Here is a 13,101-nt window from a genome sequence, read left to right on the forward strand (position 1 = left end):
CGATCGCTGGCAGTGTTGAATCGAATTATGCAGTCAGACGCGCGGCGTCTTGCGCAATCACCAGCTCTTCATTGGTTGGGATAACCAAAGCGGTGCGGGTGCCTTCTTTGTTGATGGCACCGGATTTGCCGAAGCGCGCTGCAAGGTTGCGTTCGTGGTCAACTTCAAAGCCTAACAGACCCAGTTTGGCCAGAGACAGTTCACGCACCATGGCTGCGTTTTCGCCGATACCACCGGTGAAGACTACTGCGTCCAGACGACCTTCCATCAGGGAAGTATAGCTACCGATGTATTTCGCCAGACGGTGGCAGAATACGTCCATTGCACGTTTGGCATCAGGTTTGGTGGTGTAGTTGTCTTCAACGTAACGACAGTCGCTGGTGACTTCGGTCAGGCCCAACAGACCAGATTCTTTAGTCAGCATTTTGTTGATTTGATCAACGCTCATGCCCAGAGAGTCATGCAGGTGGAAAATGATCGCCGGGTCGATGTCACCGCTACGGGTGCCCATCACCAGACCTTCCAGCGGGGTCAGACCCATGGAAGTATCGACGCATTTACCGTTACGGATTGCACTGACGGAACCGCCGTTACCCAGGTGGCAAGTGATCAGGTTCACTTCTTCCACTGGTTTGTTCAGCATTTTCGCGGCTTCCTGCGTCACATAGAAGTGGCTGGTGCCGTGGGCGCCATAACGACGGACGTGGTGATCGCGGTACAGGCTGTACGGGAGAGCGTACAGGTAAGATTCTTCTGGCATGGTCTGATGGAAAGCGGTGTCGAAAACGGCAACGTTTTTGTCAGCCAGTTTAGGGAAAGATTTCAGCGCTTCGTCGATACCAATCAGGTGAGCCGGGTTGTGCAGCGGTGCAAACGGGATAGATTCTTTGATGCCTTCGATAACCGCATCGTTGATCAGCATGGACTTGGTCAGCTTTTCGCCGCCATGAACGATACGGTGGCCGATCGCAACCAGCTCTGCGGACAGCTCAGGTTTTTTGCTCAGGATGTTGTTAACGATGAATTTCAGCGCTTCGCTGTGTGCGGCACCGGCACCCAACGCGGCTTCTTCTTTGCCACCGTCCATTTTCCACTTAATGCGCGCTTCCGGCAGGTGGAAACATTCGGCTAAACCTGAAATGTGCTCTTCGCCGTTCACAGCATCAATAATTGCGAACTTAAGGGAAGAACTACCACAGTTAAGAACCAGTACAAGCTTACTCGACATGGAAGTACCTATTTATTGTTGGTGCTGTTTAAGGAAAAAAACAATACACGTGGTTAATAAATCGTCAGTCTGACATCAAGCGTAGCGCATAATGGCGGTGACAATTATGATTAACATCATGCCAGAGAGCCAAAACAGGCATGATAATGAAAAAGCTAAAGAATCGCAGGACGCTGGTTTTATCTGTGCGCGTAAATTGCCGAAAAGAACAGGCGGAGTGCACAAAATGTCTCTGTTTTACGTCTTTAGAATGTTATCTGTTAGTGAAAACCCTAACAAAAAATACAATTAGTAATTACAAAACACCTCAGCCCGAGGCACTATGCTTAATGATGAGGGTGTAAATGCTGCGACAGGATACCGGCACGTTTCAGCAAAAACAAAATATATTTTATCGTGGTAAACTCCAGTTTGTGTTTTACAAATATTTTTTAATTATTACACGTGAAGTTGAGGTGCAATTATGACGAGTAAGCCAACAGGCTCTGTAAGCTGGTTCCAGGTGTTCCAGCGTGGGCAGCATTATATGAAAACATGGCCGTCTGATAAGCGCCTGGCTCCGGTGTTTCCGGAAAACCGGATCTCCACAGCGACCCGTTTTGCAGTGCGCTTTATGCCACCGGTCGCGATCTTCACGCTGACCTGGCAGATAGCACTCGGCGGCCAGCTCGGCCCTGCCGTCGCCACGGCGATATTTGCCTGTAGTTTGCCGATGCAAGGACTGTGGTGGCTCGGCCGCCGTTCACTGACGCCGTTACCGCCAACATTGCTGAGCTGGTTCCACGATGTTCGCAACAAACTCGCCGAAGCCGGTCAGGCCCTCGCACCAGTGGAAGGCACGCCGACCTATCAGGCCCTCGCTGACGTTCTCAAACGTGCCTTCAAACAGCTCGATAAAACCTTCCTCGACGATCTGTAAGCCCGTTTTTCCTCGCTTACGGCGTCAGTTTCATGATTGTTAAGCTTCACTGCATTGCATATTGACCGGAGGGAAGTCTCCTCCGGTGATTATTTCACATGAGATCCAGACCCAAATCAAAGAATGGTGTGCTTGCGATTTCGCAGAAGTTTGCGCTATGCCATGCTTTGCTCATTATGCAGACATGAGGATTTTCACGATGGAAATGACTAACGCACAACGCCTGATCTTGTCGAATCAATACAAAATGATGACCATGTTGGATCCCGATAACGCGGAACGCTATCGCCGTTTGCAAACGGTGATCGAGCGCGGTTTCGGCTTGCAAATGCGTGAGCTTGACAGGGACTTCGGTGAACTGCCGGAAGAAACCTGCCGCACAGTGATTAACATTATGGAAATGCACCATGCAATGCAGGTGTCGTGGACCAATCTGAAAGACACACAAGGTCTGGATCGCCGCCGTATCGATTTTCTCGGCTTCGACGCAGCAACGGAATCCCGCTTTTTAAGCTATGTCCGCTTTATGGTGAACACTGAAGGACGTTACACTGACTTCGACGCTGGCACGCACGGGTTTAACTCGCAGACCAAAATGTGGGATAAATACCAGCGTATGTTGGCGGTCTGGCAATCGTGCCCGCGTCAGTATCATCTGAGCGCCGTCGAGATAGCGCAAATTATTAATGCCTGATTTGAATTAACTAAAGAGGAATTGCCTGTGGAGTGTAAAGGTTTCTTGTTCGACCTTGATGGAACGTTAGTGGATTCATTACCGGCAGTTGAGCGTGCATGGGTTAACTGGGCGCTCAGCTGGGGAGTCAGCCCGCAGGACGTTCTGGCCTTTATTCACGGCAAACAGGCGATCACCTCTTTACGTCACTTCATGGCTGGTGAAAGTGAAGAGAAGATTCAGCAAGAGTTTCTGAAGCTGGAAAAAATCGAAGCCACCGACACCGAAGGCGTCTGCGCGCTGCCGGGCGCACATTTATTGTTAAGCGAACTCAATCGCCAGAATATTCCGTGGGCGATTGTGACATCAGGCTCAATGCCGGTTGCCAGTGCACGCCATGCCGCGGCGCACTTGCCCGCGCCGGAAGTGTTCATTACCGCCGAGCAGGTTAAACACGGCAAACCTCAGCCAGACGCCTATTTACTTGGCGCAGAACGTTTAGGTTTGGCACCGCAAGATTGCGTCGTGGTGGAAGATGCCGCGGCGGGCGTCATGGCCGGTCTGGCGGCAGGCTGCAAAGTGATTGCGGTAAATGCACCCGACGATACGCCGGGGATCGAGAATGTCGATTTCGAACTGACCACCCTGGAAGCTCTTCTGGTGAACATTACAGAGCAGGGCGTCACAGTTAGCCTGCGTTAATTCATATTGTTGATTAAAAGTACACATTCATTGACCTGAACCTCGCTCCGGCGAGGTTTTTTTATGCCATGCTAAAACCCATTTTCAGTTTTCCATCTCAACGCAAAAGGAGTTTGTTTTGACCGGTGAATTAATCTGGGTTGTGGTACTGCTGCTGATTGCGATGGTGCTGTTCGCGCGCAATACGCTGCGTATGGACATCGTCGCTTTGCTGGTCATTATTGCCTTTGTGCTGAGCGGTACGCTGACTCTTAACGAAGCGCTGGCCGGATTTAGCGATCCGAACGTGATTTTGATCGCTGCTTTGTTTGTCGTCGGTCACGGGCTGGTGCGAACTGGCGTGGCGTATCAGGTGGGTGACTGGCTGATGAGGGTCGCCGGTCACAGCGAAATCCGGATGCTGATTTTGCTGATGCTGACTGTCGCCGGACTGGGGGCATTTATGAGTTCCACCGGCGTGGTAGCAATATTTATTCCGGTGGTGATCAGCGTTTCTGCTCGCATGAAAACCTCACCGGCGCGGCTGATGATGCCGCTGAGTTTTGCCGGGCTCATCAGCGGCATGATGACGCTGGTCGCCACGCCGCCAAATATGGTGGTGAACAGCGAGCTGTTGCGGGAAGGATTTGACGGTTTTGGCTTCTTTGGCGTCACGCCGGTGGGGCTTGTGGTGCTTATCATGGGGATCGGATATATGCTGATCGCCCGTCGCTGGTTGTCTGCTGAAGAGGCCTCGCAGGATAAACAGCGCTGGAAGCGCCGCACTTTTCGCGATCTGATCCGCGATTATCAGCTCAACGGACGCGCGCGCAGGATGACCATCCGTCCCGGCTCACCGCTGGTGGGGCGCACGCTGGACGATGTACATCTGCGTTCGCGCTATGGCGCCAACGTGGTGGGGATCGAGCGCTGGCGCAAGTTCCGCCGCGTGATGGTCAGCGCTACCGGTAACACTCAATTGTGCGCCCGCGACGTGCTCCTGCTTGATATGACTGACCCTGAAATTTCCGTCAGACAAATGTGCACCGATGAAATGCTGGAACCCCTGGTGCTGCGCGGCGAATATTTCTCCGAGCAGTCCCGCGACGTCGGGATGGCGGAAGTGTCGCTGATTCCTGATTCTGAGTTGTTGGGCAAAACATTGCGCGATGTGGCCTTTCGCTCCACGTACGGCCTTAACGTGGTGGGCATCCGCCGTCAGGGCGAAGCGCTGCCGGGCAAGCTGGTCGATGAGGAATTGCAGCTCGGCGACATGTTACTGGTCATTGGCGACTGGAAACTGATCCGTCAGCTTCAGCAGCAGATGCATGATTTCATTTTGCTTAGCCTGCCTGCTGAAGTGGATGATGTTGCCCCCGCGCTCAGCCAGGCACCTCACGCGCTATTCTGTCTGGCCCTGATGGTCGCCCTGATGTTAACCGACGACGTGCCAAATGCCATTGCGGCGATCATCGCCTGTCTGCTGATGGGCAAATTTCGCTGTATCACAATGGAAGGTGCGTATCGGGCCATTCACTGGCCGAGTCTGCTGCTGATCGTCGGGATGATGCCGTTTGCACTGGCGCTGCAAAAAACCGGCGGTGTGGCGCTGATTGTCGAAGGTCTGATGCAGGTAAGCGGCGGTTATGGACCGTACATGATGCTGCTGAGTTTGTTTATCCTTTGCGCCACCATCGGGCTGTTTATTTCCAATACAGCGACGGCGGTACTGATGGCACCGATCGCTATCGCGGCGGCGCATCAGATGGGCGTATCGCCATATCCGTTCACGATGATTATCGCTATTGCGGCCTCGGCGGCATTTATGACGCCGGTGTCATCCCCGGTGAATACACTGGTGATGACACCGGGGAATTACCGTTTTGGCGATTTCATGCGGATCGGGGTGCCTTTCACGCTGCTGGTGATGGCCGTCAGCGTGTTTCTGGTACCGGTGCTCTATCCGTTTTGATTAATGGCCGTGTTGAAAGTCAATTGCACGGTCTGTCAATGCAGTCAGAGCGATTCGTCGAGGCTTATTTCATCCAGAGAAAGGCTGAAGCTCGGTACGAAGATTTCCATGAAGTAGTCCATCTCCGGGCTTTTACGATCGGCCAGCGTTTTTTCCAGACGCGCCTTGGCCAGCGTGAATTCGTTGTTACCCGCTGACAACTCTTCCAGACATTTCAGATAGGCGCACAGGGCATCCGCCTGTTTCACAGTCAGCTTTTCATCATCGCTGTAATAATGCTCGTCGATCAGCGGACGGAAATCTTCCTGCAATTCTTGCGGCAGCATTTCAATCAGCTTTTGCTGAGCAATCTTTTCTATCTTTTTGTATTCATGCGCGATTTGCGGATTGTAATACTTGATAGGTGTCGGCATGTCGCCGGTCAGCACTTCGCTGGCATCGTGATACATAGCGAGCAGGGCGACGCGTTCGACGTTCAGATTGCCATCAAATTTGCGGTTTTTAATCACGGCCAGTGCGTGAGCCACGAAGGCGACCTGCAAGCTATGCTCGGAGACGTTTTCGGTGCGTACATTACGCATCAGCGGCCAGCGGCTAATCAGTTTCAGGCGGGAAAGGTGGGCGAAGAAATGGCTCTGATTCATAGCACTCTCATTAATAACGGCAAATGAGTGTCCATTGTGAGGAGTGTGACGGCAATCGGCAAGTGCTGTCAGAAAGATAAAGCAGGGCGCAGAATTCTGCGCCCGAGGGGATTACTGGCGGTAGGTTTCGAGGAACCGGCCAAGTTTATTAATTGCCATTTCCAGCTCATCGACGCGCGGCAGCGTTACGATCCGGACGTGGTCCGGATACGGCCAGTTGAACGCCGAGCCCTGAACCAGCAGGACTTTTTGCTGCAATAGCAAATCCAGCACCAGCTTTTGATCGTCATGAATGTTAAAACGTTTGGCGTCGATACGAGGGAACATATACAGCGCGCCTTTCGGTTTCACGCAATAGACGCCGGGGATTTGGTTGATCAGTTCCCACGCGCGGTCACGCTGTTCCACCAGACGACCGCCTGGCTGAATGAATTCATTAATGCTCTGATAACCGCCCAGCGCTGTCTGAATCGCGTGCTGCATCGGCACGTTGGCGCAAAGGCGCATGGAGGCCAGCATTTCCAGCCCTTCAATGTAGCCCTTGGCATGTTTCTTCGGCCCGTTCAGGACCATCCAGCCCTGACGGAAACCGGCGACGCGGTAGGTTTTCGACAGCCCGTTAAACGTGACGGTCAGTAAATCCGGTGCCAGTGATGCAATAGAAATGTGCTGGGCTTCGTCGTACAGGATCTTGTCGTAGATTTCGTCGGCGAAAATGATCAGGTTGTGTTCGCGGGCGATATCCACGATTTGCATCAGCAGTTCTCTGCTGTATACCGCACCGGTCGGGTTATTCGGGTTGATTATCACAATACCGCGGGTGCGCGGAGTGATTTTATCGCGAATATCGGCGATGTCAGGGAACCAGTCAGCCCCTTCATCACACAAATAGTGCACCGCATTACCGCCGGAGAGAGAAACCGCCGCAGTCCATAACGGGTAATCGGGAGCAGGTACCAGCATTTCGTCGCCGGTATTAAGCAGCGCCTGCATCGACTGAACGATCAGTTCCGAAACGCCGTTACCGATGTAAATATCTTCCACCGTCATGTCACGCATGTCGCGCGCCTGATAGTGCTGCATGATGGCTTTACGTGCGGAGAACAGGCCTTTGGAGTCACAGTACCCTTGCGCGGTCGGCAGGTTGCGGATGACGTCTACCAGAATTTCATCAGGTGCATCAAAACCAAACGGCGCGGGATTGCCGATGTTCAGTTTGAGGACTTTGTTACCTTCTTCTTCAAGACGTTTTGCTTCTTTGAGTACCGGGCCGCGAATGTCATAGCAGACGTTGTCCAGTTTGCGGGATTTTTCAATCGGGGACATGTAAATGTGAGCCTTTTGCAGTAAAGCCTGTTCTTCCCTGGCGCACAGCGCCGTAGAACAGTGCGAAGCGGCCAATTTACTCTCCAGACTCGGGCATGAGAAGGGCTGGGTACCGTTTTGGTGTAAAACAGTAGTAAAAGCGTGGGTGTTGGGGCTTTATGTCTAGCCCGGGGTTGTGAATTGGTTTTTTAATTCGATGGCTGCAAGTTTTTTGGTTTTAAATTCTACCAATGCCTGATTTTTAATCTAAAAATTCCCTATTTTAACTGCCTGACAGGTGTATATCTGACACGAGCCTGTAGATAAATCGAATAGTACATCACCAAAACTTACCAAACCTCGATAAATTCTGAAAAAAAACGCCCTGATTTCGAGATTCAGGCACAAGTCAAGAAGACGGATTTGTTTTATTTATCTAATGATTATTAATAACTGCTGGATGAATGATCATAAGATAAGCCTTTCATCGTAGATATTTTGTCAGGATTTATAAATGCGTTTTTTACATATATTTAATCAATTGGCTATAAAGAATTTTGGTGAAATGTAGAAAAATCTTAATGCCAGTTAAACTGATTTCATACAAAGGATAATGGATATCCTCGTGAGTTAATGAATTTGTTGAACTATATTTTAATGTCTCGCATGTGAATAATTAATGTTGCTTATGATTCTGGGTGGGGCGATGTCGCTCAATCGCAGGCGGCAGCAGGGAAATTGTATGAAAAGATGTCGGTTAAATAGTCAAAATGGTCTATTCTTTTTTTATTAAGCTTATCTAATCATTTACCCTTTGTGTGGAATTTCTGCGTCTGCATTTAAGGGGTTGAAAACCGCTTTGATGAATACTTTCATGCACAAATCTTTCTCGATCTCGCTTATCAAATGAGTGAGTGTCTGTCATATCTGGTATTCTGCTTATCGCGGGTACTTTGACGCATCAATCATCTGGGTAGCTTGTTATTAGATTCTATATAGCGAAGAAAAACTATGACAAATGCAAATCGTCCAATCCTCAATCTCGACCTTGACCTGTTGAGGACATTTGTAGCTGTAGCGGATTTAAATACGTTCGCAGCAGCAGCAGCTGCCGTGTGTCGTACTCAGTCGGCGGTCAGTCAACAAATGCAACGTCTTGAACAACTCGTTGGAAAAGAACTGTTTGCCAGACATGGACGCAATAAATTATTAACTGAACATGGCATTCAGTTATTGGGGTATGCACGGAAAATTCTTCGTTTTAACGATGAAGCCTGCACCTCTTTGATGTACAGCAATGTCCAGGGCGGGATAACCATCGGTGCTTCCGATGATACTGCTGACACTATTTTGCCTTTCCTGCTCAGCCGCGTGACGTCTGTGTACCCAAAATTGTCTATCGACGTTCGGGTGAAACGTAGTCCGTTTATGTTATCCATGCTGGAAAGTGAAGAAATCGATCTGGCCATCACCACAATGACGGGCACCGACCATCCGCATATCGTACTGAGAACGTCACCGACGCTGTGGTACTGCTCGGCTGACTTTGCCTATCCTTCTGGCGACAGCGTGCCGCTGGTGGTGCTTGATGAGCCTAGTCCTTACCGTCAGATGGCAACGGAGTATCTTAATCAGGCGGGTATCCCTTGGCGTATTGCCTATGTGGCATCTACCTTATCAGCGATTCGCGCCGCCGTGCGTGCCGGGCTTGGCGTAACCGCAAGACCTATAGAAATGATGAGCCCTGAATTGCGTGTGTTGGGTGAGCAGGACGGCTTACCGCGTCTGCCGGATACGCAATACGTATTGTATAAAAATGCCCGTTGCACTAATGAACTGGCCATGGCCATTTTCAATGCGGTTGAGCAGGGGAATGATCCCTATTCTCTGAGCGCTTACGGCCCTCGTCCTGTTCTAGATGACGATCAGGAACTGGTGGCGGATTCCAAAAGTTAATAAATTTGGCCTGTTTTACTTTCCGCCCATTGTCGTAAAGGGCGGAGGTAAAGGCATCTACTCCTTTTGGATAGTAAAACCTCTCCTTTTAGGAGTTCTGTTTACTATTTCCTCTCAAAGTGCGTTTTTTACCTGTTACGCCACCTCATCCCACGTCGGGACTGTTTTTCTCATCAATGAGCACCTCACTAAATCACGTAAATATCGACGTTTTTTCACGTTAAGAAAAACGCATGATTTTTGCCGTAATTCGCTTGCCGTTTTCTGTAATTCAACAAAACTTGTTAAAAGCATGGCTTTTTTGCTGTCGAAATTGATAGAACTCTGACCTGGATCAAAAAAATAACCCTAATAAGAGAGTGGAAGCGCTGTCTATTCCTGCGACAATAGGAAAGTGAGAAAGATGTCATAACTCCCGTCACAGGCTCATGCTTTATCACGGTATTTAACTGACACGATTTAGCTTAAGTGTCGTCGCATGATATGTTAATTAAATGATAAGCATGTAAACTAATGTGGAGATACTTTTGTCAAAGTTGACAAAAGGTTATAGAAAAGGGTAAAAAGCCCACAACAAATCACTGGCTTAATGCCTTATTGAGCCGTGAACTGTGTGGTTATTAATCCTTCCCTTGAATCGATGTGGTACGCAAACTGCCGATCCCATAGAGCAGATGCCAGAGTGCCACTTTTGATGAGTAAGCAATGCGTATGTCAACAGCCACTGAAGTCATCGCTCAACACTGGGCGTTCGCCGTTTTTCTTGTCGTTGCCGTTGGGCTTTGTTGCCTGATGTTACTGGGCGCCGCGTTCCTTGGCGGGAGAGCCAGAGCACGCTACAAAAACACGCCTTTTGAATCAGGTATCGCCTCGGTGGGCACCGCCCGCCTGCGTCTTTCCGCTAAGTTCTACCTGGTCGCCATGTTTTTCGTCATTTTCGACGTTGAAGCCTTGTATCTGTACGCATGGTCAACGTCTATTCGCGAAAGCGGCTGGACCGGATTCGTAGAAGCCACCATTTTCATTTTGGTACTGCTGGCTGGTTTGTTTTATCTGGTGCGGATTGGCGCACTGGACTGGACACCAACACGTTCGAAAGGACCTGTTAAACCAAGCCCGGCGATTAATACCAACAGTCACCCTCAGTAAGTCATAGCGAGGCAATAAGATGGAATATACGCTCACCCGCGTAGACCCGGACGGTGAGAACGACCGTTATCCCCTGCAGAATCAGGAGGTCGTCGGCGATCCTCTTCAGGAGCAGGTTAAGCGCAGCGTTTTCATGGGAAACCTTCAAGAATCACTGCACGGCATGGTGAACTGGGGACGCAAAAACTCCCTCTGGCCTTACAACTTCGGCCTTTCCTGCTGCTATGTCGAAATGGTGACGTCATTCACTGCGGTGCATGACGTTGCGCGTTTTGGTGCGGAAGTTCTGCGTGCATCTCCGCGTCAGGCCGATTTCATGGTGGTGGCGGGTACCTGCTTCACCAAGATGGCCCCGGTGATCCAACGTTTGTATGACCAGATGCTCGAACCGAAATGGGTGATTTCGATGGGCGCCTGTGCGAACTCAGGCGGCATGTACGATATTTATTCCGTGGTGCAGGGCGTGGATAAGTTCCTGCCTGTCGATGTGTATATCCCGGGGTGCCCGCCGCGTCCTGAGGCTTACATGCAGGCACTATTGCTGCTGCAGGAATCTATCGGTAAAGAACGCCGCCCATTGTCATGGGTCGTCGGCGACCAGGGTGTTTACCGCGCGAATATGCAGTCTGAAAAAGAGCGTAAACGTGCTGAACGCATAGCCGTGACAAATCTGCGTTCGCCGGACGAGATTTAACACTGCGGTCTGAGAGTCAACCCTGAGGGGTGGTGAACCCCTTACGGCATAAATGACCATTTAGTGTGGTGAAAAAAAATATGACAGATTTGACGACGCAAAATACCGTCCTGCCAGCATGGCATACCCGTGATCATCTTGATGATCCGGTGATCGGCGAGTTGCGTAACCGTTTTGGGCCCGAGGCCTTTACTGTTCAGCCGACCCGCACCGGAATTCCCGTGGTGTGGTTCAAGCGTGAACAGATCCTGGAAGCGATTACCTTTTTACGAAAACAGCCAAAACCTTACGTCATGCTGTTCGACCTGCATGGCGTTGATGAGCGTTTACGTACCCACCGCGACGGTTTACCGGCCGCGGATTTTTCCGTTTTCTACCATCTGATCTCCGTTGAGCGTAACCGTGACATCATGCTCAAGGTGGCATTGGCTGAAAACGATCTCCACGTTCCGACCCTGACCAAAGTATTCCCGAATGCTAACTGGTACGAGCGCGAAACCTGGGAAATGTTTGGTATTACCTTCGATGGCCACCCGCACCTGACGCGCATCATGATGCCGCAGACGTGGGAAGGGCACCCGTTGCGTAAAGACTACCCGGCACGGGCCACCGAGTTCGATCCTTATGAGCTGACTAAGCAAAAAGAAGAACTCGAGATGGAAGCGCTGACCTTCAAGCCGGAAGACTGGGGTATGAAGCGCGGCACCGAAAACGAGGACTTCATGTTCCTCAACCTCGGACCTAACCACCCGTCTGCGCACGGTGCGTTCCGCATTATCCTGCAGCTTGATGGCGAAGAAATTGTCGACTGTGTACCGGACGTCGGTTACCACCACCGTGGTGCTGAAAAGATGGGCGAGCGCCAGTCATGGCACAGCTACATTCCGTACACTGACCGTATCGAATACCTCGGCGGTTGTGTTAACGAAATGCCTTACGTGCTGGCTGTCGAAAAACTGGCTGGTATCGTCGTGCCGGATCGCGTTAACACCATCCGCGTGATGCTGTCTGAACTTTTCCGTATCAACAGCCACCTGCTGTACATCTCGACGTTTATTCAGGACGTGGGCGCGATGACGCCAGTGTTCTTCGCCTTTACCGATCGTCAGAAAATTTACGATCTGGTGGAAGCGATCACCGGTTTCCGTATGCACCCGGCCTGGTTCCGTATTGGTGGCGTTGCACACGACCTGCCGAAAGGCTGGGATCGTCTGCTGCGTGAGTTCCTCGACTGGATGCCAGCCCGTTTGGACTCCTACGTCAAGGCTGCGCTGAAAAACACCATTCTGATTGGTCGTTCCAAAGGCGTAGCAGCATACAACGCCGATGATGCGCTGGCATGGGGCACCACCGGTGCTGGCCTGCGTGCGACCGGGATTGACTTTGACGTGCGCAAATGGCGTCCGTATTCAGGTTACGAAAACTTCGACTTTGAAGTACCGGTCGGCGATGGCGTCAGTGACTGCTATTCCCGCGTGATGCTGAAAGTGGAAGAACTTCGTCAGAGCCTACGCATTCTGGAACAGTGCTACAAAAACATGCCAGAAGGCCCGTTCAAGGCGGATCACCCGCTGACCACGCCGCCACCGAAAGAGCGTACGCTGCAACATATCGAAACTCTGATCACTCACTTCCTGCAAGTGTCGTGGGGTCCGATCATGCCTGCGCAAGAATCTTTCCAGATGGTTGAAGCGACCAAAGGGATCAACAGCTACTACCTGACCAGTGACGGCAGCACCATGAGCTACCGCACGCGCGTCCGTACGCCAAGCTTCCCGCATTTGCAGCAGATCCCGTCCGTAATCCGTGGCAGCCTGGTATCCGACCTGATCGTGTACCTGGGCAGTATCGATTTTGTAATGTCAGATGTGGACCGCTAA

The 13,101-nt window shown here is 51.0% G+C and carries 12 protein-coding genes; 9 read left to right on the plus strand and 3 right to left on the minus strand.

The genetic code is table 11. From position 1 onward, the window contains the following. Positions 1-25: 25 nt before the first annotated feature. Positions 26-1,228, minus strand: coding sequence for an acetate kinase (gene ackA / locus AC0Z7K_RS10610; RefSeq protein ID WP_413529291.1), 1,203 nt, complete (start codon positions 1,226-1,228; stop codon positions 26-28). A gap of 106 nt (positions 1,229-1,334) precedes the next feature. Here ackA and AC0Z7K_RS10615 point away from each other — a divergent pair, with 106 nt between their 5' ends. The 5 genes from AC0Z7K_RS10615 to AC0Z7K_RS10635 all read left to right on the plus strand — a co-directional run bounded on the left by AC0Z7K_RS10615 (position 1,335) and on the right by AC0Z7K_RS10635 (position 5,473). Continuing rightward, entirely contained in the window at positions 1,335-1,520 is a 186-nt protein-coding gene (locus AC0Z7K_RS10615; protein WP_413529292.1) for a hypothetical protein, read from the plus strand. A 171-nt stretch (positions 1,521-1,691) separates the two neighbouring features. After that, on the plus strand, positions 1,692-2,147 hold the full coding sequence (gene yfbV, locus AC0Z7K_RS10620; protein ID WP_112166900.1) for a terminus macrodomain insulation protein YfbV: 456 nt from the start codon (positions 1,692-1,694) through the stop codon (positions 2,145-2,147). 199 nt (positions 2,148-2,346) lie between these two features. Next, positions 2,347-2,841: a YfbU family protein gene (locus AC0Z7K_RS10625; RefSeq protein WP_112166902.1), complete on the plus strand. Its 495-nt coding sequence runs from the start codon at positions 2,347-2,349 to the stop codon at positions 2,839-2,841. 27 nt (positions 2,842-2,868) lie between these two features. Next, the gene (locus tag AC0Z7K_RS10630) at positions 2,869-3,522 is read left to right on the plus strand and encodes a sugar phosphatase (protein ID WP_485614338.1); all 654 of its coding nucleotides are present in this window, start codon (positions 2,869-2,871) and stop codon (positions 3,520-3,522) included. A gap of 118 nt (positions 3,523-3,640) precedes the next feature. Beyond that, a complete protein-coding gene (locus AC0Z7K_RS10635; protein WP_485614339.1) occupies positions 3,641-5,473 on the plus strand; it encodes an SLC13 family permease in 1,833 nt (610 codons plus the stop codon). 44 nt (positions 5,474-5,517) lie between these two features. Here AC0Z7K_RS10635 and yfbR read toward each other — a convergent pair whose 3' ends face one another. Next, positions 5,518-6,117: a 5'-deoxynucleotidase gene (yfbR, locus tag AC0Z7K_RS10640; RefSeq protein WP_413529295.1), complete on the minus strand. Its 600-nt coding sequence runs from the start codon at positions 6,115-6,117 to the stop codon at positions 5,518-5,520. Positions 6,118-6,228: 111 nt separating this feature from the next. Then, a complete protein-coding gene (locus AC0Z7K_RS10645; protein ID WP_485614340.1) occupies positions 6,229-7,443 on the minus strand; it encodes a pyridoxal phosphate-dependent aminotransferase in 1,215 nt (404 codons plus the stop codon). A 990-nt stretch (positions 7,444-8,433) separates the two neighbouring features. On the opposite strand from AC0Z7K_RS10645, the gene lrhA reads away from it, so the two are divergent. The 4 genes from lrhA (at position 8,434) to nuoC (ending at position 13,101) form a co-directional block, all read left to right on the plus strand. Further along, positions 8,434-9,378: a transcriptional regulator LrhA gene (gene lrhA / locus AC0Z7K_RS10650; RefSeq protein ID WP_485614342.1), complete on the plus strand. Its 945-nt coding sequence runs from the start codon at positions 8,434-8,436 to the stop codon at positions 9,376-9,378. Between the two features lie 705 nt (positions 9,379-10,083). Further along, complete coding sequence (locus AC0Z7K_RS10655) at positions 10,084-10,527, plus strand: NADH-quinone oxidoreductase subunit A (protein WP_112166913.1); 444 nt, start codon at positions 10,084-10,086, stop codon at positions 10,525-10,527. Between the two features lie 19 nt (positions 10,528-10,546). Beyond that, positions 10,547-11,221: a NuoB/complex I 20 kDa subunit family protein gene (locus AC0Z7K_RS10660; protein ID WP_112166915.1), complete on the plus strand. Its 675-nt coding sequence runs from the start codon at positions 10,547-10,549 to the stop codon at positions 11,219-11,221. Positions 11,222-11,289: 68 nt separating this feature from the next. Further along, positions 11,290-13,101 (plus strand): NADH-quinone oxidoreductase subunit C/D, encoded by a 1,812-nt coding sequence (nuoC, locus tag AC0Z7K_RS10665; RefSeq protein ID WP_485614545.1) that lies wholly within the window; start codon positions 11,290-11,292, stop codon positions 13,099-13,101.

The organism is Rahnella sp. 1L-D-7-B-C2 (assembly GCF_057290995.1).